Annotated in this window: 19 protein-coding genes; 8 read left to right on the forward strand and 11 right to left on the reverse strand. The window is 73.3% G+C overall.

Features of this window, described 5'->3' with window-relative positions; genetic code table 11:
- The first annotated feature begins 131 nt into the window (after positions 1-131).
- The 5 genes from B082_RS0101205 to B082_RS0101225 are packed head-to-tail and all read left to right on the forward strand — an operon-like array spanning position 132 to position 6,056.
- A complete protein-coding gene (locus B082_RS0101205) occupies positions 132-3,266 on the forward strand; it encodes a nitrate- and nitrite sensing domain-containing protein (protein WP_018549992.1) in 3,135 nt (1,044 codons plus the stop codon).
- Positions 3,263-3,742 (forward strand): roadblock/LC7 domain-containing protein, encoded by a 480-nt coding sequence (locus B082_RS0101210; RefSeq protein ID WP_026249303.1) that lies wholly within the window; start codon positions 3,263-3,265, stop codon positions 3,740-3,742. Before B082_RS0101205 ends, B082_RS0101210 begins: the two co-directional genes overlap by 4 nt.
- Positions 3,739-4,155, forward strand: coding sequence for a DUF742 domain-containing protein (locus B082_RS0101215; RefSeq protein ID WP_018549994.1), 417 nt, complete (start codon positions 3,739-3,741; stop codon positions 4,153-4,155). The genes B082_RS0101210 and B082_RS0101215 overlap by 4 nt, the downstream gene beginning before the upstream one ends.
- Complete coding sequence (locus tag B082_RS0101220; RefSeq protein ID WP_018549995.1) at positions 4,136-4,786, forward strand: GTP-binding protein; 651 nt, start codon at positions 4,136-4,138, stop codon at positions 4,784-4,786. The genes B082_RS0101215 and B082_RS0101220 overlap by 20 nt, the downstream gene beginning before the upstream one ends.
- Before the next feature lie 28 nt (positions 4,787-4,814).
- The gene (locus B082_RS0101225) at positions 4,815-6,056 is read left to right on the forward strand and encodes a styrene monooxygenase/indole monooxygenase family protein (protein WP_018549996.1); all 1,242 of its coding nucleotides are present in this window, start codon (positions 4,815-4,817) and stop codon (positions 6,054-6,056) included.
- A gap of 31 nt (positions 6,057-6,087) precedes the next feature.
- Here B082_RS0101225 and B082_RS0101230 read toward each other — a convergent pair whose 3' ends face one another.
- The 5 genes from B082_RS0101230 to B082_RS0101250 form a co-directional block, all read right to left on the reverse strand.
- Positions 6,088-7,245, reverse strand: coding sequence for a C40 family peptidase (locus tag B082_RS0101230; protein ID WP_018549997.1), 1,158 nt, complete (start codon positions 7,243-7,245; stop codon positions 6,088-6,090).
- Positions 7,246-7,414: 169 nt separating this feature from the next.
- Positions 7,415-10,117, reverse strand: a complete 2,703-nt coding sequence (locus B082_RS0101235; protein ID WP_018549998.1) for a PQQ-binding-like beta-propeller repeat protein — start codon at positions 10,115-10,117, stop codon at positions 7,415-7,417.
- A gap of 52 nt (positions 10,118-10,169) precedes the next feature.
- On the reverse strand, positions 10,170-10,472 hold the full coding sequence (locus tag B082_RS0101240; protein WP_018549999.1) for a hypothetical protein: 303 nt from the start codon (positions 10,470-10,472) through the stop codon (positions 10,170-10,172).
- Positions 10,473-10,489: 17 nt separating this feature from the next.
- Positions 10,490-11,239, reverse strand: a complete 750-nt coding sequence (locus tag B082_RS0101245) for a TetR/AcrR family transcriptional regulator (protein ID WP_018550000.1) — start codon at positions 11,237-11,239, stop codon at positions 10,490-10,492.
- A 26-nt stretch (positions 11,240-11,265) separates the two neighbouring features.
- Entirely contained in the window at positions 11,266-12,201 is a 936-nt protein-coding gene (locus tag B082_RS0101250) for an AurF N-oxygenase family protein (RefSeq protein ID WP_018550001.1), read from the reverse strand.
- A gap of 177 nt (positions 12,202-12,378) precedes the next feature.
- On the opposite strand from B082_RS0101250, the gene B082_RS0101255 reads away from it, so the two are divergent.
- From B082_RS0101255 to B082_RS0101265, 3 genes are read left to right on the forward strand one after another with little or no spacing between them, the layout of a single operon-like run.
- The gene (locus B082_RS0101255; RefSeq protein WP_018550002.1) at positions 12,379-13,497 is read left to right on the forward strand and encodes a ferritin-like domain-containing protein; all 1,119 of its coding nucleotides are present in this window, start codon (positions 12,379-12,381) and stop codon (positions 13,495-13,497) included.
- Positions 13,481-14,530, forward strand: a complete 1,050-nt coding sequence (locus B082_RS0101260) for a hypothetical protein (protein ID WP_018550003.1) — start codon at positions 13,481-13,483, stop codon at positions 14,528-14,530. Before B082_RS0101255 ends, B082_RS0101260 begins: the two co-directional genes overlap by 17 nt.
- A 46-nt stretch (positions 14,531-14,576) precedes the next feature.
- Positions 14,577-15,452, forward strand: coding sequence for a hypothetical protein (locus tag B082_RS0101265; RefSeq protein ID WP_018550004.1), 876 nt, complete (start codon positions 14,577-14,579; stop codon positions 15,450-15,452).
- Positions 15,453-15,482: 30 nt separating this feature from the next.
- Here the strand turns inward: B082_RS0101265 and B082_RS0101270 are convergent, their stop codons facing one another.
- From B082_RS0101270 to B082_RS0101295, 6 genes are all read right to left on the reverse strand, one after another.
- Positions 15,483-15,791 carry an SCO0607 family lipoprotein gene (locus B082_RS0101270; protein ID WP_018550005.1) on the reverse strand — a complete coding sequence of 103 codons (309 nt, stop codon included), beginning with the start codon at positions 15,789-15,791 and terminating at the stop codon, positions 15,483-15,485.
- Positions 15,792-15,910: 119 nt separating this feature from the next.
- Positions 15,911-16,930, reverse strand: a complete 1,020-nt coding sequence (locus B082_RS35375) for an amidase family protein (RefSeq protein ID WP_018550006.1) — start codon at positions 16,928-16,930, stop codon at positions 15,911-15,913.
- 229 nt (positions 16,931-17,159) lie between these two features.
- Positions 17,160-18,617, reverse strand: coding sequence for a penicillin-binding transpeptidase domain-containing protein (locus B082_RS0101280; protein ID WP_018550007.1), 1,458 nt, complete (start codon positions 18,615-18,617; stop codon positions 17,160-17,162).
- Positions 18,614-20,002 carry an FtsW/RodA/SpoVE family cell cycle protein gene (locus B082_RS0101285; protein ID WP_018550008.1) on the reverse strand — a complete coding sequence of 463 codons (1,389 nt, stop codon included), beginning with the start codon at positions 20,000-20,002 and terminating at the stop codon, positions 18,614-18,616. Before B082_RS0101285 ends, B082_RS0101280 begins: the two co-directional genes overlap by 4 nt.
- 70 nt (positions 20,003-20,072) lie before the next feature.
- Positions 20,073-21,386, reverse strand: coding sequence for a sensor histidine kinase (locus B082_RS0101290; RefSeq protein WP_018550009.1), 1,314 nt, complete (start codon positions 21,384-21,386; stop codon positions 20,073-20,075).
- The gene (locus B082_RS0101295) at positions 21,383-22,120 is read right to left on the reverse strand and encodes a hypothetical protein (protein WP_018550010.1); all 738 of its coding nucleotides are present in this window, start codon (positions 22,118-22,120) and stop codon (positions 21,383-21,385) included. The genes B082_RS0101290 and B082_RS0101295 overlap by 4 nt, the downstream gene beginning before the upstream one ends.
- Between the last annotated feature and the right edge of the window lie 16 nt (positions 22,121-22,136).

Below are 22,136 nucleotides of genomic sequence, written 5' to 3' on the forward strand. Positions count from 1 at the left end.
GCGGTTGATGCGCGCCCCCTGCGCAAAAGCACTGGAATGGTCGGAAGCCGTACCAGGGGGCGGGGCGCTCGTTCTTGTGACCGTGCGTCACCTCTGCTTCAAGGGCGGACGAGTCAAGATTGCGAGCACCGGTGCAGAAGAAGCGGCCTCGGAGCAAGGGCGGCAGCAACAGCGGTTCCGAGGCGGCGCCGACTGCCGGGGCCGGGAGCGGCCGCACCGTACGCGTCCGCACCAGGCTGGTCGCGGGTGTCGCCGTCGTCGGGATCACCGTCATAGCCGCCGGGACGCCCGCGGTGCTCGCCGCCTCGTCCGACCTCACCGACGCGCAGCAGCTGGTCACCCTCGCCGAGCTGAACCAGCAGGCCATCTCGCTCGCCCACTCCCTCGCCGACGAGCGCGACGAGGTCACCACCTACATCGCCGGCGGCCGTGAGGGCGAGCCGGGCAGCCGCAGCGCCCGTGTCGACCAGCAGGTGGACGAGATCAGGGACGCGGCCCCCGCCGACCTCCGCCGCGACCTGTCCACCATCCCCTCCCTGCGCCGCGACGCGGTCAGCGGCAAGGGCACGGCGCTGGAGGCCCACCAGGCGTACTCCGAGGTCATCGCCAAGCTCCACGGCCTCGCCGACGAGCTGGCCAGGGACACCCCGCCGCGCGCCGCGGAGGAGACCCGCACCCCGCAGGCCCTCGGCCGTGCCACCGAACAGGCCGCCGCCACCCGCGGGCTGCTGCTCGCCGCGCTCGCCGTGCCCCGCCCGGAGCCGGAGGCCCCCCGGATCGACCCGTTCACCGGTCTCCCCGTCCAGACCGAGGACGAGGGCGAGACCAAGGAGGACCGCACCCGCGACGCGCTGAGCGCCGCCGCCCAGCAGGCCCGGGTCGGCGAGCTGTCCGCGCTCGCCGAGTTCGACCAGTCCGCCGGCACGACCGCCCGCGACAAGCTGGCCTCCATTGTCACCGGCCCCGAGGTCAACAGCGCCGAGAAGTACCTCGCCGAACTCACCGACCGCCCCGAGCTGTCCGACAACGACCTGAAGGTGAGCACCAAGAAGGTCGCCGCTGCGCTCTCCGCCCGGGTCGACCGGATGCGCTCGGTGGAGTCCGCCCTCGGCACCACACAGGTCCAGCGGCTCGGACAGCTCCGCGACGACGACGTCACGGCCCTCGAACTGCGCATCGCGCTCCTCGGCGGCTGTCTGCTCGTCGCCGTCGGCGTCTCCACCGCCGTCGCCCGCACCCTCACCCAGCCGCTGGCCGTACTGCGCATCGGCGCCGCCCGGCTCGCGGCGGAGCCCGCCACCGCCGAGCCGGTCCGCTACACCGGCCGCAACGACGAGTTCGCCCAGGTCGTCCGCTCCATCAACGCCCTGCACGGTCAGCTGCGCGAACTGCTGACGGAGTTCAACGGGCGCTTCGAGTCCCTGGAATCCGAGCGCGCCGAGCTGATCGCCGGACGCGAGGCCCTCACCGTCCAGCGCGCCGAACTCCAGGTCCGCACCGCCGACCTCACGGCCCAGCTGGAGAAGCTGAAGAACACCGTCCACCACACCTTCGTCAACCTCTCGCTGCGCACCCTGGGCCTGGTCGAGCGCCAGCTCGGCGTCATCGAGTCCCTGGAGGAGCGCGAGCAGGACCCGGAGCGGCTCGGCACGCTCTTCAAGCTCGACCACATGGCCACGGTCATGCGCCGCCACAGCGAGAACATGCTGGTCCTCGCGGGCGCCGAGCACGGCCACGGGCACCCGGGCCCGATCCCGCTGGTCGACGTCCTGCGCGCGGCCGTCAGCGAGATCGAGCGGTACGAGCGGGTCACCATCCAGTCCCTCCCGCCGCACGCCCAGGTCGCCGGGTTCGCCGCCGACGACCTCAGCCACCTGGTCGCGGAACTCCTGGAGAACGCGACCTCCTTCTCCCCGCCCGACTCCCACGTCCAGCTCTCCGGCTGGCTGCTGGAGACCGGCGAGGTCATGCTCTCCGTCCAGGACGAGGGCATCGGCATGTCCTCGGTACGCATGGGCGAGCTGAACACCCGCCTCGCCGATCCGACGCTCTTCGAGGCCGGCGAGCAGAACGCGGACGGGGCAGGACTCGGCCTCCAGGTGACCTCGCTGCTCGCCGCGCGCCACGGTGTGCGGGTGGAGCTGCGCGAGCAGAAGAGCAGCGGGGTGACGGCGGTCGTCGTGCTCCCCGAGGCCCTGCTGCCGAAGGCGCTCCCGGCCGCCACCCCGCCGCCCGTCACCACGGCCGGTGAGGCGCCCGCGCTGAACCTGCCGGGCTCGGTGGCCGAGGCCAACTCCAACACGCTGCCGGGGCGCGGCCCGTCGACGTCCGACGATCCGATGATCGCGGCGGCGGAACGCGCGATCGCCGCGTCGGGGGCGGCCGAGGTTACGGAGACCACGGCGGACGCCGAGGCCACGGCGGACGCCGGGGCCACGACGGACGCCGAGGCTCGGGAGGCCGCTGAGGCCCCCGCCGCCCTGGAGGCCGCCGCAGCCCCGGAGGCCCCTGAGGCCCCCGCAGCCCCGGAGCCCGCTGAGGCCCCGGAGGTCCCGCAGGCCGCTGAGGCCCCCGCCGCCCCGGAGCCCGAGTCCGACGAGCCCGACGAGTTCGACGAGCCCCACGAGTCCACGGAGACCCCCGACGAGTCCACGGAGACCCCGGAAGCGGCCTCCGCCTCCGAGCCCCTCCCGGCCGCGCAGTTCGCCTCCGAGCCCACCGCCTCCGAGCCCGCCGCTCCCGACCCCGCCCCCGAGAACGACCCCGAAGCCACCCTCCAGGTGCGCCTGCCGCGCCCGCCGCGCTCCGCCGAGGTCCCCGAGCCCACGACCGCCGGCGGCCCGTACGCCATCGGCCCCGACCGCCACGAGCGCGCCCCCGACGAGGGCCCGCACAGCGGCACTCCGACGGCGGAACCCGAGGCGGCCGAGGCCCGGGAAACCGCCGGCACCGTCCCCGGCCCCCGCGAGCCCGAGGCCGGACGGATCACCGACAAGGGCCTCCCCAAGCGGACCCCCAAGATCGTCCGGCCCGCCGGGGCTCCCGCCGCCGAGCGCAGGGGGAGCGTCGACAAGGAGGCCCTGAGGCGCCGGCTCGGCGGCTTCCACCAGGGCGCGAAGGACGGCCGCCGCGACGTCGAGGCGGAGATCGCCGAGGGCACAGGACCGGCGGGAGGCACCACACGCACCGAGCATGCCGAGCCGGCAGGCCGTAGCGACGGCCGGACCGGAGAGACGGGGGACACAGTCGAGGAGGCACGCAGTTGACTGCGCCCAGCACATTCGGGCTGAGCACCGAGGCTCGCAACCTTCACTGGTTGCTGAGCAATCTCGTGGAGGAGGTGCCAGGGGTCCACTCGGTCACCGTCGTCTCGTCCGACGGGCTGATGCTGCTCTCCTCCGACCCCGGCCACCTCAGCGCCCCCGAGCAGGGAAAGCCCAGCGGGCCGCGCGGCTCCAGCGCAGACCTGGCGACCATCGTCTCCGGCATCGGCAGCCTCACGGTCGGTGCCGCGAAGCTGATGGAGGGCGGCGGCGTCAAGCAGACCATGGTCGCGATGGAGGAGGGCAGCGTCTTCGTCATGTCGATCAGCGACGGCTCGCTGCTCGGGGTGCATGCCGCACCCGACTGCGACATGAGCGTCATCGCGTACCACATGGCGCTGTTCGTCGGCCGGGCCGGACACGTACTCACCCCCGAACTCCGCAGTGAACTGCGCAAATCGATGGAGAGCGCCCAGTGAGCCATGCCGCCGCCGGACCGGCCCGCAATCTTCCCGTCCGGGGGGCCGGCAAACGGCCCGCGCGGGTCCGCCCGTACTCGCTGACCGGTGGCCGCACCCGCTTCGGGCACGTGCTGCTGGTCGAGACGTTCGTCGCCGCGCTGGAGGCGCCCGACGAGCGCCGCGAACTCACCGGCGGAAACCTGGCATCGCGGCTGATGCCGGAGCTCAGGGCCATTGTCGAGATCTGCCGGCGGATGCGTACCGTCGCGGAGATCTCGGCCCTGCTGAAGATGCCGCTCGGTGTGGTCCGGGTGCTGCTCAGCGACTTGGCCGACCAGGGAAAGATCCGCGTGTACGGGACCGGTCACGGCACCGGCCAGCCCGACCGCGCACTGCTCGAAAGGGTGCTCGATGGACTCCGTCGTCTCTGAGTCGCCGCTGTTCGCCCCGCGGCAGCCGGGGCCGGAGAGCCGGCCCGAGGAGAAGCTCCAGCCCTGGCAGCTGGACCGCACCAGGGCCCCGATCGCCACCAAGATCGTGGTCGCGGGCGGCTTCGGCGTCGGCAAGACCACCTTCGTGACCTCGGTCTCGGAGATCACCCCGCTCCAGACCGAGGCGATGATGACCCGGGCCAGCGAGGGCACCGACGACCTCGACGCCACGCCCGACAAGACCACGACGACCGTCGCCATGGACTTCGGCCGGCTCACGCTGGACGACGACCTCGTGCTGTACGTCTTCGGCACCCCGGGCCAGCAGCGCTTCTGGTTCATGTGGGACGACCTGGTGCGCGGCGCGATCGGCGCGGTCGTCATGGCCGACACCCGGCGGCTCGCCGACTGCTTCCCCGCCCTCGACTACTTCGAGAGCTGCGGACTCCCGTACATCGTGGCCGTCAACCACTTCGAGGGCACGCCTGGGTTCGAGGCGGAGGACGTCCGGGAGGCCCTGACCGTCCCCGCGCACGTCCCCGTGGTGATCATGGACGCGCGCAGCAGGATCACCGTCGTCGAGTCGCTGCTGGCCCTGGTCGGCCACGCACTCGACGCCAGCCCCGGGTAGCCCCAGCCACACACAACGGAGAACCGCGATGCGGAAGATACTCATAGTCGGAGCCGGTCAGTCCGGGCTCCAGCTCGCCCTCGGACTTCAGTCCAAGGGGTACGAAGTCACCCTCATGTCCAACCGCACGGCCGACGAGATCCGCTCCGGCCGGGTCATGTCGACGCAGTGCATGTTCCACACCGCGCTCCAGCACGAGCGGGACTACCAGCTGAACTTCTGGGAGTCGCAGGCCCCGCGCATCGAGGGCCTCGGCGTCTCGGTCGCCGCCCCCGACTCCTCGCGGGCCGTCGACTGGGTCGGCAAGCTGGACGGCTACGCCCAGTCCGTGGACCAGCGGGTCAAGATGGCCGGCTGGATGGAGACCTTCGCCCAGCGCGGCGGCCAGCTCGTCATCCACGGCGCTGCCGTCTCGGACCTCGACTACTTCTCCCGCGCCTACGACCTGGTGATGGTCGCGGCCGGCAAGGGCGAGCTGGTCTCGATGTTCGGCCGGGACGCGTCCCGCTCGCCGTACGACGCCCCGCAGCGCGCGCTGTCCGTGGCGTACGTCCACGGCATGGGCCCGCGCCCCGAGCACCCCGACTTCGACGCGGTCCGCTGCAACCTGGTCCCCGGCGTCGGCGAACTCTTCGTGATGCCGACCCTGACCACATCGGGCCGCGCGGACATCCTGTTCTGGGAAGGCGTCCCGGGCGGGCCGCTCGACGCGTTCCAGGGCATCAAGGACCCCTCCGAGCACCTGGCCAAGACGCTGGAGCTGATGGAGCGGTTCACCCCCTGGGAGTACGCCCGCGCCACCAAGGTCGAGCTGACCGACGCCAACGGCACCCTCGCGGGCCGCTACGCCCCGACCGTCCGCAAGCCTGTCGGCCGGCTGCCCGGCGGCGGCCTGGTCCTCGGAGTGGCGGACGTCGTCGTCGCCAACGACCCGATCACAGGCCAGGGCTCCAACTCGGCCTCCAAGTGCGCCAACGCCTACCTGGACGCGATCGTCGAGCACGGCGACCGGGAGTTCGACGAGACCTGGATGCAGGCCACCTTCGACCGCTACTGGGACACCGCCCAGCACGTCACGAAGTGGACGAACGCCATGCTCGGGGTCCCGCCGGAGCACGTCCTGAACCTCATCGGTGCGGGCGGACAGCTCCAGCCGGTCGCGGACCGCTTCGCCAACGGCTTCAACGACCCGGCGGACTTCGAGAACTTCTTCTACGAGCCGGAGAAGACGAACGCCTACCTGGCCTCGGTCACGGGACCCGCCGCCTGAGCAGGCCCTGCGGACTCCCGAGCCCCGGCCGCTACGAGGCCGGGGCCGAGGAGGAGGCGTATCCCTCGTCGGAGCCGGCGGACGAGCCTGCGGGCAGCTCGGGCGCCCGGTACGTGGCCAGCGCGGCGCTCTCCGGGTCCGGCCGCACCGCGCCCAGGACCGGGTTGGACGCCACGGGGGAGACCTTCACCCGTGAGCCCGGCCGGGGCGCCTGCACCACCTGGCCGTTGCCGATGTACAGCGCCACATGGGTCGCCTTCGGGAAGTAGACCACCAGGTCGCCGGGGCGCAGCGCGTTCATCGGTACCCGGGGCAGCTGCCGCCACTGCTCCTGCGAAGTGCGCGCAATGGCACGTCCGGCGTTCGCCCAGGCCTGCGAGGTCAGCCCGGAGCAGTCGAACGAATCCGGTCCCTGGGCGCCCCACACGTACGGCTTGCCGATCTGCCGGACCGCGTACCGGACGGCCGCGGCGCCCTGTGCGGACGGCGGGCGGGCCGAGGAGAGCGCGCCGGAGGCGACCAGGGCGCTCTGCGCCTGGTCGGTGGTCTTCTGTTCGAGACCGGAGACCTCGGCGAGCTGGTCCGCGGAGAGGGTGGCGAGCTTGGCCTCCACCTCCTTCAGCCGGGTCCGCACAGTGTCGCGTTCCTTCTTCTGCCGGGTGGCGAGCACCTGCTGCTCGTCCAGCACCTTGCGGGACTCCTCCGCCAGCTCGTCGGCCCGCTTCTCGGCCGTACCGAGCCGCCGGACGGTCGCCGCCCGCCCGGCGGCCAGCCGCTGGATGACCTGCCCCTGGTCCAGGGCGTGTTCGGGGTCGCGCATCAGCAGCAGCCGCAGATACGCGGAGAGGTCGGACCGGCCCTGGTACTGCTCGCGGGCCAGCCGGCCGGCGGCGTCACGGCTGCGGGAGAGCGCGAGCCGGGCGGTGACGAGTGCGGCGTCGAGCTTCTTCGCCTTCGCGGCCCGCTTCTTCAGCTCGGCCGCCGTGCCGTTGTAGGCCTCGGTGGCCTCCTCCGCCTGCTGGTACAGCCGCTGCAACTCGCTCAGCAGCCCGGCGGCCCCGGAGGCCGACGCCGCACCGGACGGCTCCCCGGGACCGGGCGAGGGCGCCGCGACGGCGGTGCCCGGGGAGGTCACGACGACGGCGGCCAGCGCCGCCGTGCCGAGGGAACGCAGCCAAGTGCCCGACACGACTTCACCTCCACGACCGGGGCGAATCGTGCGACTACCCCATGAGTGAGCGCAATCCATCCATACGCTCACCCGGCGCCGGGCGATGCAAGAACCCGGGGGGCGTGGCGGCGGGCCCGCGCCCCCGGATTCCCCCGGAAGGCGGCGGCCCGCCCTCCGGCCGGCGCGGTCAGGCCACCGGGAACGCGTAGACCGTGCGCCCGCGCCGCACGATCGCCGTCTTCCCGTACGTCAGCACCTGGTAGCCGGCCTTCACCGTCTCGCCGTCCGGATCCTGGTTGCCGATGTCCTGGAACTTCCACAGCCGCCGCCCGTCGGCCCCCGAGAACGCGGTGACCTGGCCGTAGCCCGCCGCGAACACGGTGTCGCCGCTCCTGGTGACGGTGACCGCGGGTGCCTTGGTCTCCGTCGACTCCGTTGACCGGCGCCACTTCAGCTTGCCGTTCCTGCGGTCGACGGCCCCCACCTCCTGGTTGCTGTTGGTGGTGTGCAGCAGGTCGCCCGTCACGACCGAGGGCCCGAAGACCGTCTTGCCGGTGCCCTTCAGCGTCCACTTCGCCTTGCCCGCGGGCGTCTCGAAGGCGCGCAGGCCGGTGCCGTTCGCCGCGTACAGCACGCCTTCCGCGTCGCCCACGGCCGCCCCGTCGAGGGTGACGCTGCCGAACCTGCGGCTCCACTGGGCCTTGCCGGTCTCCCGGTCGAAGCTGCGGAAGATGCCCTTCTTCTTGGCCGCCTTCAGGGCCGCGGGGGTGAGCGTCAGATGGTCCTGCCGCACGATGACGGCGTCCGGCCGGACCGCGATCAGCCGGAAGACGGGCGCGATCGGGCCGCGGCCGTTGGGCACCGGCGTCCGCCACAGCTCCTTGCGCCCCACGATGTCGTACGCGAACAGGTACGACCTCACCACCTGCTTGTCCTTGCCCCGCTTCTCGCCCTTCTTGGGCGCGGGCGCCTTCACGGTGGCCTTGTGCGAGCCGGTGAACCAGATGGTCGTCCCGGCCGATCCGACGAGCGTGCGCACCGACAGGTCCGGCGCGTCCTCGAAGCCGTCGGCGTACGCCACCCGGTGGGCCACCCGGCCGTCCTTCGCCGAGAGCCACAGGAATTCCGAGGGGCCCGCCACGAAGCAGTGCTCCTCGCCCGCCGCGAGGGCGGCCTGCCCCTTGGCGCCGTCCGCGTTCTCCCAGAGCCGGCGTCCGGTGCGCAGATCGACGGCGCTCACATGGCTCTGGTCCGTCAGCACCAGCAGCCGGTCGTTCCAGAGCGCGGCGGTCAGCGGCGGCGGCTCGTCCGCCGGATGGGTGTGGATCCAGAGCGGCTGCGGGGCGACTCCGGAGAGGCTGGGCCCGGCGGTGGTGGGCGCGGGCTTGGGGTCGTCCTTCGGCTTGTCGTCGTCGCCGGACGTGAGCGCGTACAGGGTCCCGCCCCCGGCCAGCAGTCCGGCCACACCCGCGGCGGCCCCGATCAGCAGGCCCCGCCGGCCCATGCCGCCCCGGCGGGGCTCGGCGGGCGGGGCGATGTTGGGGATGGGCGCCGGAGGCAGGGGCACGGGCAGCGGCTGCGGGGGCGGCGCGGCCTGGGCGTACGGCTGCTGCTCGTACGTCCCCGGGTTCGGCCAGGGGGCGGCGGGGCCGCCGATGGCCTTGAGCTGCGTGGTGTGGGTGTCGGGCGGCGGCGCCGGGGTGGAGGGGATGGGGCCCGGCGCGGCGACGGTCGGCTGCTGCCGGGCGGGCGGGGGCGGCGCCTGGTGGTGCGGGGGTACGGCATCAAAGACGCCGGGCACCGCGTCCTGTATGGGGGGCGGCGCGGGGGCCACGGCGTCCCAGACGTCACCGTAGGACTTCGGGGCGTTCGCGCCCTGGGCACCCGAGGGGTTCTCTTCGGACGCCGGAAGTTGATCGGGCACGGGGTTCTCCACAGACACGTTCTTGACGGAAACGGATTCATTCACGGGCGCGGGGACGGGCCCGCCCGGCTCGGCCCCGGCCGCCAGGCGGCCGGCCCTGACACCCTGCGTGGCCACGGCGGCCGACAGCCGGCCCGGCAGCCAGCCGCCCGCAGCGAGACCGGCGGCGCCCTCCAGCGCCAGTTCGGCGGCCACGGTCCCCGCGCCGGGGCGGGCGGCCGGGTCCTTCGCCAGGCACCGGGCGATCAGGTCGCGCAACGCCTCCGGGACGTCCCCGAGTTCGGGTTCGCCCCGGGCGATGCGCTCGGCGTCCGCCAGTGGGGTGGTCCCGGTCGCCGCGTAGGCGAGCAGCAGACCGAGCACGAAGAGGTCGGAGGCCGGGCCCGCCGCCTGGCCCGCGAGCTGTTCCGGGGTCAGATGGCCGAGCCGTACGGAGAGCCCGCCGCCCGGACCGGCCTCGGCCTCGGCCGCCGCGCCCAGCGGGCCGAACGCGGTGAGCCAGGGGCCGTCCTCGGCGAGCAGCACGGTCCGGGGGGAGAGGCCCTGGAACACCGTCCCGGTGGCGTGCACGCGGGAGAGGGTCTCGGCGATGCCGGCGCCCAGTATCCGCACGGCCCGCTCGGGCAGCGGGCCCACGGTCCCGATCGCCTCGGTCAGGGTCAGCGCGGGCACGTACGCCGACGCGGTCCACGGGCGGTCGTCCTCGCCGGAGCCGTCCGCGGGGGCGTCGAGCACCTCGGCGACCCAGCCGCCGGCCAGCCGGTCGGCGATGCGCGCCTCCGCGTCGAAGCGGTGCCGGAAGGCGGGCAGCGCGGCGAGCTCGGGCCGGGCCGCGGTGACGACGACGAGGTCCTGCGCCGTCTCGCCGCGCGCGAGGTACAGCACCGAAGCGGCCGTCTCCCGCAGGCGGGCCAGCACGGTGTACGGCCCGAAGCGCCCCGGATCGTCCTGACGCAGCGCCTCCATGGCGACCCCCCTTTTGTGACCGTCCGGCCGTCCCTGGACCAGACGGCCGATCCTAGTCGGGCAGTTCCCGCTGCCCCTTTCCGCCATCGTTCCCCGGTTTAGACCAGGGCCACCGGGGCTTGTGGCGTTCGCGGCCCTCGGGGACGTACTCGTACACCCAGCCCCGCTGGATGCCCAGCCGTTTCGTGTATCCGGCCGGGGCCCTGCGGTACGCGTACACGGTGGCGGGCCCGCCGGCGGCGTCCGGGACGGGGACCTCGTACCACTTGGGCGGGTGGCCGGTCGCGCCCGTGAGGACGGGCAGGACCCGGCCGTCCAGCGGGCCGCCGACGAAGGCGGTGTTCTCGCTTCTCACCCGGCCAGTCTGACCGATCAGTCCGGCGGCAGCAGATGCGCGGCCACCCCGACGAGCGGGGCGAGCCGGTCCGCCAGCCGGCCGGCCGGGCCCGTGATGTTCTCCAGGGGCAGCAGCGCGGCCACGGCGGAGGCGGTCTGCGGGTCGGAGGCCGAGGTGACGGCGAGGAGGCCGATGAACTGGTCGACCAGCCAGTCGCGCAGCTCGGACGCGTCCGGCCGCTTGCCCTCGTCGAGCCAGATCAGCGAGGCCGCCTCGACCGCCGCGATCCAGGTGCGCACCATCATGCTCAGCCGGGGCGCGGGCTCGCTCCGCCCGTCGTGGCCCAGGTGCAGGAGGATCTGCTCGGCCGCCGCCCGCCGGACCTCGTCCACGATGGTGCCCGTCCGGGACGTCTCGGCGACGCTGCCGCCCCGCAGCAGGGCGCTGAAGCCGGCGTCGTGCTCGTCCACGAAGGCCAGATAGCGGTCCAGGACGCGCATCACCCGCTCGGTCGGCGGGCCCTCGGCCGGCTCGGCGAAGCACAGCTTCAGCTGCTCCGCCGCCGACCTGAGCGCCGCCTCGTACAACTGCTGCCGTCCGCCGGGGAAGTAGCGGTAGACCAGCGGGCGGGACACCCCGGCCACCGTCGCGACCTCGTCGAGCGAGACCTCGTCGGGGGCCCGGTGGGCGAAGAGGGTGAGCGCCGCACCGAGCAGCTGGGTGCGGCGCTCCTCGACGCTGAGCCTTCGGTACGCGCGCGCGGGCGGCGCGGCTGCGGCAGTCATACCGGCAAGCGTAAGGGCTGTCGCCCTCAGGCCAGCAGTCCCGAGCTCTTCCACAGCCTGCGTCCCACGCCGTTGAGGACCCCGATGTCCTCGAAGAAGTCGGTCAGCCGCTTGGCACCCGTCTGCATGACCTCGGCCCGGTGGCCGCTGGCCCGTACCTGGGCGACCGCCTCGTGGCGGTCCAGCCCGACGTTCTCGTACACCCGCGGGTTGACGAAGCAGACGGAGAAGACGCGGGCCGCCTCGCCGCAGCTCAGCCGGGCCAGTTCGCGTTCCCAGCGCGGGGCGGTCACCATCTGGCGGCGCAGCTCCTCGCGGGCGTAGCGCACATGCCGGGCCTCCTCGATCACATGGATGCGGGTCACCCCGCGCACCAGGGGCTGGACGCGCTCGTCGGGGAAGGTGAGCCGCTGCATCCAGTCGAGGATCTCCTCGCCGAGGAGCGTGCCGGCGAACGAACCGGGCGTCGTGGAGACGCTCTTCAGGACGCGGGCCATGTTGTGGTACCTGCGCGGTACGGAGTAGGTGGGCCCGTCGCCCCAGGTGATCATCCGGCCGAACATCATCGAGTGCCGGCACTCGTCGGCTATCTCGGTGAGCGCGTAGCGGACGTGGTTGCTGGTCGCGGGCTTGTCGTAGATGTGCCGGACCAGCAGCTGCATGAGGATGATCTCGAACCAGATGCCCAGCGAGGCCAGCGACGCGGCCTCGTGCCGGGCCAGTTCGAGCCGCTGGTCGTGCCCCATGCGCTTCCACAGCGGGGTGTCGTAGAGGGAGACCAGCTCCGGCGGCCAGAACCACTTGCCGTCCTCGGGCGGCGAGTCCCAGTCGAGCTCCTTGTCCGGGTCGAAGGAGTGCTTGGCCGACGCCTCCAGCAGTCGTTCCGCGATCTGTTCCCGGCCGCGCAGCGGGCCGAGCGCGTCACGGAGGGTCTGCAGATCGCTTTCGGTCACGGTCGTCATGGCTGGGGGCACCTCACACATGGGTTACCGACGGTCACCCATTATGAGACTGCGTGTCAGCAAGGCAGTCAATCCCCTGCGCACGACTTGTTGACCCCGCGTCTACCAACGTGTGAACCTGCCAACTGAGCCGGTAACGCGCTGTGTTACGACGTACGCGAGGCGAAGGAGCCGTCCGTGTCGACCCACGACCTCTACACCACCGCCCCCGAACAGCCGCTGTGGGCGGTGCCCGCCTCCGGCGCCGCACGCTTCAGCTGGGACTACGACGACGGCCGCGAGCGCCTCCTCGCCCTGTACCAGAAGGGCAAGGACAAGCAGTGGGACGGCAACAAGCGCATCGACTGGAGTCTGGAGGTCGACCCGGCGGACCCGCTCGGCACCCCCGACGAGGCGCTGACCCTGTACGGCACCCCGCACTGGACGAAGATGACCGAGAGGGACCGGGGCGAGCTGCGCAAGCACTACACCGCCTGGCAGTTCAGCCAGTTCCTGCACGGTGAGCAGGGCGCGATGATCTGCGCCGCCCGGATCACCGAGTCCGTCCCCGACCTGGACGCCAAGTTCTACTCCGCGACCCAGGCCATGGACGAGGCCCGGCACGCGGAGATCTACAGCCGGTTCCTGCACGAGAAGATCGGGATGCTCTACCCGGTCAACGACAACCTCCAGGGGCTGCTCGGCGACACCCTGCGCGACTCCCGCTGGGACATGCCCTACCTCGGCATGCAGGTCCTCATCGAGGGCCTGGCCCTGGCCGCGTTCGGCATGATCCGCGACACCACGACCAAGCCGCTGCCCAAGCAGATCCTCGCGTACGTCATGCAGGACGAGGCCCGGCACGTCGCCTTCGGGCGGATGGCGCTGCGCGACTACTACCGGCAGCTCAGCGACGCGGAACTGCGCGAGCGCGAGGAGTTCGTCATCGAGGGCTGCTACCTGATGCGCGACCGGCTCAGCGGGGTGGAGGTCCTGGAGAACTTCGGCATCGGCAAGCAGGAGGCGAAGGATCTCTCCGAGCACTCCGAATACCTCCAGCTCTTCCGTAAGCTGCTGTTCAGCCGGATAGTCCCGTGCGTCAAGGACATCGGCCTGTGGGGCGAGCGGCTGCAGAAGGCCTATGTCGACATGGGCGTCCTCGAACTCGGCGACTCCGACCTGGACCTCCTCATGGCGAGGGACGAGGAAATAGCCGAGCAGCTGGACAAGGACCGCTTCGAGGCGGAGGAGCGGGCACGGGTGGCGGAAGTGGCCGAGGCGATCAGCCAGGGCGGGGTGGATGCGGCAGGAGTCTGAACGCCATCGCGCACGCCTGGCCGCCCACGACCGGGCCTCGGCCCGGCTCTCCCGGATGAGCGACCGCCGGATCGGCGAGGCCGTCGCCTCGGCCGCCCCGCTGGGCTCCGGTCTTGGCGGCAGGTCGGCGCAGCTGGACGTGGGCGGCACCCGGGTCTTCGTCAAGCGGGTGCCCCTGACCGAACTCGAACTGCGCCCGAGCAACGTACGCTCGACCGCCAACCTCTTCGGGCTGCCGGTCTTCTACCAGTACGGGATCGGCTCGGCCGGCTTCGGAGCCTGGCGGGAGCTGGCCGCGCACGTCCTCACCACCGACTGGGTCCGCACCGGCGCGTACCCGGACTTCCCGCTGATGTACCACTGGCGGGTCCTGCCCGACTCCCCGCCCGAGGGCTTCACCGACGAATTCGGCGGCATCGAAGGAGCGGTGGCCCACTGGGAGGGCCACCCGGCCGTCCGCGAACGGCTGGAGGCCATCGGCCGGTCCGCGGCGAGCCTGGTGCTCTTCCTGGAACACGTGCCGCACACCCTCGCCGCCTGGCTCGGCGAGCGCCGCGAGGCCGCCGCGAAGGGCGGCGAGGACCCGCCGTACGCCCGGCTGGACGCGGCCCTCGCGCGCGGCGCCGGCTTCATGGGCGCGCACGGGTTCGTCCACTTCGACGCGCACTTCCACAACGTCCTGACCGACGGGCACGCGATCCGCTTCGCCGACTTCGGCCTCGCCCTGAGCTCCACGTTCGACCTCTCCGACGAGGAGTCCGCGTTCCTGGCCGGTCACCTCGCCTACGACCGGCACTACGTCGCCGGCCACCTGCTGCGCCACCACCTCTTCGACGGGGTGCGCGACGCGGCCTTCCTGCGCGACTGGATCGCGGGCGACCGGCCCGGCGGCGTACCGCCCGAGGTGGCCGCGCTCGTCGACCGGCATGCCGCGCCCGCCGTCGTCCTGGACGGATTCCACCGCGGCCTGCTGACGGTGAGCAGGCGTACGCCCTACCCGTCCGCCGCCATCGACAGCGCGGCCGGACACTGACCGGGCCTCGAAATCGTGTTCGCCCCGATGCCGTAGCTTGGGCGCCATGACCACGCCCCCGCCCCCGCCGCCGCAGGGCCCGTACGGCGCGCCCCAGGGCCCCTACGGCCCGCCGCGGCCCCAGCAGAATCCGTACGCCCAGCAGCCGCTGCCCGGACAGCAGCCGCCCCCGTACGGATATCCGCAGGGCGCCCCGACGCCGCCCTCGCCCTGGGGCGCGGTGCCCGGCGGGCCCGGGTTCCCGGGGATGCCGCCGCCCCGGCGGAACAGGGCCGGCCTGATCGCCGCGGCCGTCGCGGGGGCGCTCGTGGTGGCCGGCGGCGTCGCCTTCGGGGTCGTGCGGCTGATGGACGGGGCGGACGACGGCAAGCTGCCGACGGCCGGGAGCTTCCCCCCGGCCGAATACCGGCTGACCGTGCCGAAGACCCTGCTGGACGACGAGTACACCCTGTTCGAGGACACCTCGGCCACGGACGGGAAGGACATCGAGGACACCTACGACCCGACCATCCGCAACCCGAAGGCGGTGGTCACCCAGTACACCTCCGAGAGCGGCGGCACCCTGGTCGTCTCCGGGATGTGGGGACGCATCAAGTCACCGGAGTTCTCCCGCGACAAGATCCTTGAGGGGGCCGCCGAGGCGGACGGGATGACCATGGCCGTGCCCGCCCGGGAGTTCACCCCCGAGGGCTACGACATCACCGTCTCCTGCCAGGTCGTCAGTTCGAAGGAGGGGGCCGTCACCACCACGCTCCCGATGTGCGCGTGGGGCGACAGCAACACCGCCTCCTTCGTCGCCGTCGTCACCGCCGAGAGCGCCTCGCAGGACCCGGAGAAGGTCGACCTCGACCGGGCGGCGCTCGAAACGGCCCGGGTGCGCGAGGAGATGCGCAAGCCGATCGAGGCCGCGCGGGCGGGCTGACGTCCGGCAGCCGGTCAGCCGGTCAGCCGGTCAGTCCGAGACTTCGATGATGTTCCCGTCGGCGTCCAGGGTGTGGGTGTTCCAGTACGTCCACCACTTGTCGTCCACGTGCTCCGGAACCTTGCCCTCCGGGTAGCGCGCGTACCCCTTGGGCGGCTCCTGGCCGTCCGGCACACAGGCGCTTCCGGTACTGCCCACGTACAGCACCGGGTACTCGCCGCCGGAACACACCGCGTCCGCCGTGGAACAGGCGGACGTGAGCACGGCCAGGGCCGCGCCCGTGACGGCGAGGGCGGCGGTGGCGGTCCGGAGGCGGCGGGGGCGACGGGCTGTGCGCACGGTGGGGCTCCTTCTGGGGGTGGCTGTCGGTGTCCAGGCTGCTGCCTCGGTCCGGCGCGGTCCTGAGTACCCGTACTCGGGTGCGGTACTCGGGTACGAGTACGGGCCATTCGTCTCCCTCACCCCGCGACCGGCGGCAGAACACGCTCCACCGCCCCGGCCGCGCCCAGCAGCTCCGCGTCCCGGCCCCGGTCGGCCACCAGCTGGAGCCCGACCGGGCAGCCGTCCCCGGTGAACCCGGCGGGGACGCTCGCCGCCGGATGTCCGCTCAGGTTGAACGCCCAGGTCAGCGACGTGGAGTAGGTATCGCCCGGACCCTCGTGGCCGTGCGGGCGGTTCGGGGTGACGGGGGTCAGGAGCAGCGGGGTGCGGGCGAAGAAGGCGTCCAGCCGGCGGTCGTTCTCCCCGCGCAGCTCCGCCTCCGGCGGCGGCACGTCCCCGCCGCGTACCGCCTGCCAGGCCGCCGCCGGGTCCAGCAGCTCGCACCCGCCCCCGGTGAGCCGCACCACCCCGGCCGCCACCAGCCGCCGCACCGCGCCCCGCACCACGGCCGCCACCTCCGGGTCGGTCTCCGCGAACCCCAGGTCCGGGCTGTAGGCGGCGGACAGGGGCAGCACGGGGGCCACCGGCGCGTAGCCGTCCAGGACGTGGCGCAGATACGTCTGCGCACCGGCCGCCGATGCCGCCAGCACCCCGGCCGACGCGAGCCCCGACCGGTCCGGCGAGGGCAGCAGCCCGTTCGTCGTCTTCAGCCCGAACACCCCGCACCAGGCGGCCGGGATGCGCACCGACCCCGCCCCGTCGCTGCCGGTCGCCAGCGGGACCAGGCCCGCCGCGACCGCCACCGCCGAGCCGGCCGACGAACCGCCCGGGGTCCGGTCCGGCCGCCACGGGTTGACGGTGCGCCCGTGCGCGCCGAGCCCCCAGGTCTGCCAGTGAGTCCCCGGGCCGGGCACGGAGGCCGAGCCGACCGGGACGCCACCGGCCGCGATCAGCCGCCGGGCCGCGTACCCGCGGATACCGGCCGGGCCCTTCACCGCGAACGGGAGCCCGGCCAGGGGGAGGCGGGACGCGGCCGGGAGCCGGGCGAGCGCCTCCTCGGGCCTGTCGTCACATTCCCGTCTGCCGGCCGACGCCATGCACGCACTCTCGCCGCACCGGCCCCAGACCCAAGTACATCCAGTACGAGGGTCTGGGGCCGGCACGCCGAGAGCACGCACCTGACGCCGGCCGGCCCGCCCTCCGGGCGAACGACGGGAATGTGACGACAGGCCCTCGGGCCAGACGTCGAGGAACGCGCACAGCCGCGGGTCCTCGCGCCCGATCGCGGCCAGCGCCCCGCGCACGTCCCAGGATTCCGTCACCGGCTCAGTCTTCCAGGGCCGCTTCCATCACGGCCCGCGCGATCGGCGCCGCGCTGCCGCCGCCGCTGATGTCGGCCCGGTCGGCCTCGGCGTCCTCGACGACCACGGCGACCGCCACCGCCGGGCGGGCCGCGCCGTCGGCCTGCGCCCAGGAGATGAACCAGGCGTACGGCAGGTCCGAGTTGTCCACGCCGTGCTGGGCGGTGCCGGTCTTGCCGCCGACCGTCGCCCCGTCGATCGCCGCGTTCGTGCCCGTACCGTCCTCCACCACGTCGACCATCATCTGCCGCAGCCGCATCGCCGTCGTCGGTTCCATCGCCCGGTGGTAGGTGCGCGGACCGGTCGTCCGCACCGTCGCGCCGCTGTGCTTGGTCGTCCGCTCCACCAGGTGCGGGTACATCAGCTCCCCGCCGTTGGCGACGGCCGCCGCCACCATCGCCATCTGGAGCGGGGTCGCCGTGGTGTCGAACTGCCCGATCGAGGACTGCGCCAGCTGGTCGTCGCTCATCTTGCGGTCGAAGTTGCTCTTCGCCACCCCCGACGGGATCTTCAGGTCCGTGTCGTTGAAGCCGAACCGGCCGGCCGCCGCCACCATCCCGTCGAGCCCGACCTCCACCCCCAGATGCGCCATCACGGTGTTGCACGAGACCCGGATCGCGTCCGCCAGCGACGCCTTGGCGCAGCCGCGCGACTCGTTGGGCAGGACGGTGGAGGTGCCCGGCAGCACATAGGGCGACGGGGTGTCGGTCGCCGCGTCCGGATCGGTGACGACCTCCGCGTCCAGGGCCGCGGCCGCTGTCACGATCTTGAACGTGGAGCCGGGCGGATAGGTCTGCCGGATCGCCCGGTTGAGCATGGGCCGGCTGTCCGCCGCGTTCAGCTCCCGCCAGGCTTCGGTGACCGACGAGCCGGTGCCGGACAGCCGCCCGGGGTCGTACGACGGGGTCGAGACCAGCGCGAGGACGCGGCCCGTCGACGGCTCGATGGCCGCGACCGCGCCCCGCCGGTTGCCGAGCCCCCGGTAGGCGGCCCGCTGCATCGCGTCCTTGACGGTGGTGACGACGTCACCGCCCGGCTGCCGGTCCCGGGTGACCTCGTTCCACAGGGGGAGTGGGGCGAGCAGCGGGTCCGTGCCGGAGAGGACCGCGTCCTCGGCGTTCTCGATGAGCGTGGTGCCGTACGTCTGCGAGGCGTATCCGGTCACCGGGGCGTACAGCGGGCCGTAGCGGTAGGTCCGCTCGTGGGCGAGCTGCTCGCCGGTGTCCTTCGAGCCGGTGACGGGCCGGCCGTCGACCAGGATGTTCCCGCGCGGCTGGTCGTAACGGGCGATGGTGTTACGGCGGTTGGCGGGGTTGTCGTCCAGCTCGTCGGCCTCGAAGACCTGGACGCGGGCGGCGTTCACCAGCAGCGCGACGAGCAGCAGCAGGCAGAACGCGGCGGCGTGCCGGATGTGGCGGATCACCGCTCGCCCTCCGGGAGGGACGGGGCCGGGGCGACGACCCCGGCCTCCACCTCGTCCGGCGGCGGCCGGCGGGCGACATCGCTGACCCGGATCAGCAGCGCCACGATGATCCAGTTGGTGACCACGGACGAACCGCCCTGCGCGAGGAACGGCATCGCCATCCCCGTCAGCGGGATCAGCCCCATCACCCCGCCCGCGATCACGAACACCTGGAGCGCCAGGATCGAGGCGAGCCCGATCGACAGCAGCCGCCCGAACGCGTCGCGCAGCGCCAGCCCGGCCCGGAAACCGCGCGCCACCAGCAGCGCGTACAGCAGGAAGACGGCGGTCAGCCCGGCGAGGCCCAGCTCCTCGCCGGCCGTCGCCAGGATGAAGTCGGACTTGGCGGCGAACCCGATGAGGACCGAGTGGCCGAGCCCGAGGCCGGTGCCGAGCATCCCGCCGGCGGCGAAGGCGAACAGCGACTGGGCGAGCTGGCCCGGTCCCCGGCCGGCGTCGATCGAGGCGAACGGGTCGAGCCAGTCCTGCACCCGGCTGTGCACATGCGGTTCGAAGGAGCCCACGACGAACGCGCCGACCGCCGCGAGCAGCAGCCCGACCGCGATCCAGCCGGTCCGCCCGGTCGCCACGTACAGCAGGATCACGAACAGCCCGAAGAACAGCAGCGAGGTGCCGAGATCGCGTTCCAGGACCAGGACGCCGACGCTGAGCAGCCAGATCGCCACGATCGGCCCGAGCACCCGCCCGGTGGGCAGCTGGAGCTTCCAGATCCTGCGGCCGGTGTACGCGAGGGCGTTGTGGTTCGCCGCGAGGTAGGCGGCGAAGAACACCGCGAGCAGGATCTTGGCGAACTCGCCGGGCTGGAAGGAGAATCCGGCGACCCTGATCCAGATCTTCGCCCCGTTCACCGCCGGGAAGAAGATCGGCACGATCATCAGGACGAGCGCGGCGGCGACCGAGAGGTACGCGTAGCGCTGGAGTACCCGGTGGTCGCGCAGGAACACCACCACCGCGATGAAGAACGCGACGCCGAGCGTGGACCAGATCAGCTGGGTCGTCGCCGCCCGGTCGCCCGGCGTCTCCAGGTCCAGCCGGTAGATCAGCACCAGGCCGAGGCCGTTGAGCAGGACGGCGATGGGCAGCAGCAGCGGATCGGCGTACGGGGCGCGGAAGCGGACCGCGAGATGGGCGAGCAGCGCGAGCAGCCCGAGGCCGCCGCCGTATCCGGCGACGTCGGGCGGGACCGCGTCGTCGTGGGCCAGCCCGACCGCGGCGTAGCCGTAGACGGAGATGAGGACGGCCCCGATGAGGAGCGAGAGTTCCACGCCGCGCCGCTTGGGCAGGCGCAGCACGGGCGGGGGTGCGTCCGCCGTCGATGCGGTCATGCCCCGCAACGTAGCAAGAGGCGGGTGGTATTTCCCTTATGTTCCGGTGTGGAGGTTTGCGGGGGAGCCCTCAGGCGGAGCCCGGGGACTCCTCCTCGTCGAGGCGTACGTAGTGCGGCAGCGTCAGCCGGGCCACCGCCCCGCCGTCCGGCGCGTTCCCGAAGGACAGCGCGGCGCCCATCACCTCGGCCTGCCCGGCCGCGATGGTCAGCCCGAGGCCGTGCCCCTTGCCGCCGCCCTCGGTGCGGAAGCGCTGCGGGCCGCCCGCCGTCAGGTACTCGGGGAAGCCGTCGCCGTGGTCGCGTACGGTCACCACCGGCCCGTCGACGGTCACCACCACGGGCGGCCCGCCGTGCCGGTGCGCGTTGCTGATCAGGTTGCCCAGCACCCGTTCCAGGCGCCGCCGGTCCGTCTCGACGCGCACCGGATCCCCGGTGACGACGACCTCGGTGTCCGTGCCCGAGGCCCGCACCACGCCCGTGACGAGCGGGGCCAGTTCGTGCACATCGAGATCGACGTGTTCGGTACGGGCGTCGAGGCGTGAGATCTCCAGCAGGTCCTCGGTCAGGGCGCGCAGGGCTCGGGCCCGGTCCTGCACCAGCTCGGAAGGGCGGCCCGGCGGCAGCAGTTCGGCGGCGGCCGAGAGACCGGTCAGCGGGGTGCGCAGCTCGTGTGCCACGTCGGCGGTGAAGCGCTGCTCGGCCTGGAGCTTGCGCTGGAGCGCCGACGCCATCGTGTCGAGCGCCCCGGCGACGACGGCGACCTCGTCCTGCCGGCGCGCGGGGTCCGCCGTACGCGGGTCGTTGACGCGGGCGTCCAGATCGCCCGCCCCGATCCGCCGGGCCACCCGCGCGGTCTGGTGCAGCCGCCGGGTGACCCGGGTGACGGCGAACGCGCCGACCAGCAGGGTGGCGCCGATCGCCAGCAGCGAGGAGCCGAGGATCGCCCCGTCCAGGCCGTTGATCGTGCGGGCGCTCTGGCTGTAGTCGGTCCAGGCGGCCAGCGCCCGTCCGTCGTCCGCCGGGGTGGCCGCCCACATCGCCGGGCGCCCCAGGTGCCCGGCGACCATGGTGCCGCGCCGCCCGCCCGCCGCCAGGGCCCGAAGCTGCGCGGGCAGCCCCGGCGGGTCCACCCCGGAGCGCGGCGGGAGCGCCTCGCCCCCCTCGTAGGCGCGGGACACCTCGGTGAGCCGGGCGAGCGCCTTCTCGCGGGCGTGGCCGACCGTCTGGCGGGTGACCGCGGTGTGGACCAGCACGCCGAGGAGGGCGGCCAGCACGCAGCACATCACGGTGATGAAGACCGCCGACTTCCAGGTGAGCGTCGCGGTCCAGGCGGGCAGCCGCAGCCGGCGCCGGAGCCTCGGCGTCCCCACCCGGCGGCTCACCGGCGCTCCGCCGGGACGGAAGCCGTGGGCCGGGGTGTGCGCGGGGCGGAGGGGCGCGGGCTCGGCGGGTGCCCCCTGTCCTGCCCGATGCGCAGGATCTCGTCCTGCGTGGGCAGCATCGCGCGCTGCCGGTCGTCCCAGGACCACGCCGTGCGGTACTCGTAGCCCGTGATCGCCGATGGCGCCCGCATGATCAGGTCCCGGCCGGCCAGCTCCACGCTGATCACCGCGTCCGACGTGGACATGATGCGGATCAGCGCGCCCGCGTCCGGCATGTAGACCCGGACCGAGAGCTGACGGCCGGCCAGCCGGATCGCGAGGACCATCTCGTCCTTGCCGTCCCCGGTGAGGTCCCGGAAGTAGGGCGGCAGCACCGGGCAGGAACGGGGCGCGTCGCGGCAGGCGTTGATCTGCTCCACCGTCCGGTCCGGCAGCTCGTCGACCCCGCTGGACCGGTCGGGCAGCGCCTTCAGCCCGGCCCGCACCACCGCCACCGGGTCCAGCCGGCGCACATCGCCGCCCGGGACCCGGATGCCGGGGATGCGCGCGGTCTCGCCCTCGCCGTAGTCGTACGGGGCGGCGGACGCCGGGGGCAGCGTCGGCCACAGGCGCACCGGACCGACCGCGGCCGGCGCCCGGCCGGCGCTCCGCAGTTCCCCGCCCGTGCCGCAGCCGGCCAGCAGCGCGGCACCGGCGACGGCCACGAGGGCGGGCAGCAGCCGCGGGCGCCGCATGACTTCCTCCGATCCG

This window comes from Streptomyces sp. ATexAB-D23 (genome assembly GCF_000373645.1).
Taxonomy (GTDB): Bacteria; Actinomycetota; Actinomycetes; order Streptomycetales; family Streptomycetaceae; genus Streptomyces; species Streptomyces castrisilvae.

Coding starts and splice junctions, on each gene's coding strand:
- B082_RS0101265 (WP_018550004.1), top strand. CDS start 14,577: ATGACCACGCCCCCGCCCCCGCCGCCGCAGGGCCCGTACGGCGCGCCC.
- B082_RS0101295 (WP_018550010.1), bottom strand. CDS start 22,120: ATGCGGCGCCCGCGGCTGCTGCCCGCCCTCGTGGCCGTCGCCGGTGCC.
- B082_RS0101260 (WP_018550003.1), top strand. CDS start 13,481: ATGCGGCAGGAGTCTGAACGCCATCGCGCACGCCTGGCCGCCCACGAC.
- B082_RS0101220 (WP_018549995.1), top strand. CDS start 4,136: ATGGACTCCGTCGTCTCTGAGTCGCCGCTGTTCGCCCCGCGGCAGCCG.
- B082_RS0101245 (WP_018550000.1), bottom strand. CDS start 11,239: ATGACTGCCGCAGCCGCGCCGCCCGCGCGCGCGTACCGAAGGCTCAGC.
- B082_RS0101235 (WP_018549998.1), bottom strand. CDS start 10,117: ATGGAGGCGCTGCGTCAGGACGATCCGGGGCGCTTCGGGCCGTACACC.
- B082_RS0101285 (WP_018550008.1), bottom strand. CDS start 20,002: ATGACCGCATCGACGGCGGACGCACCCCCGCCCGTGCTGCGCCTGCCC.
- B082_RS0101250 (WP_018550001.1), bottom strand. CDS start 12,201: ATGACGACCGTGACCGAAAGCGATCTGCAGACCCTCCGTGACGCGCTC.
- B082_RS0101225 (WP_018549996.1), top strand. CDS start 4,815: ATGCGGAAGATACTCATAGTCGGAGCCGGTCAGTCCGGGCTCCAGCTC.
- B082_RS35375 (WP_018550006.1), bottom strand. CDS start 16,930: ATGGCGTCGGCCGGCAGACGGGAATGTGACGACAGGCCCGAGGAGGCG.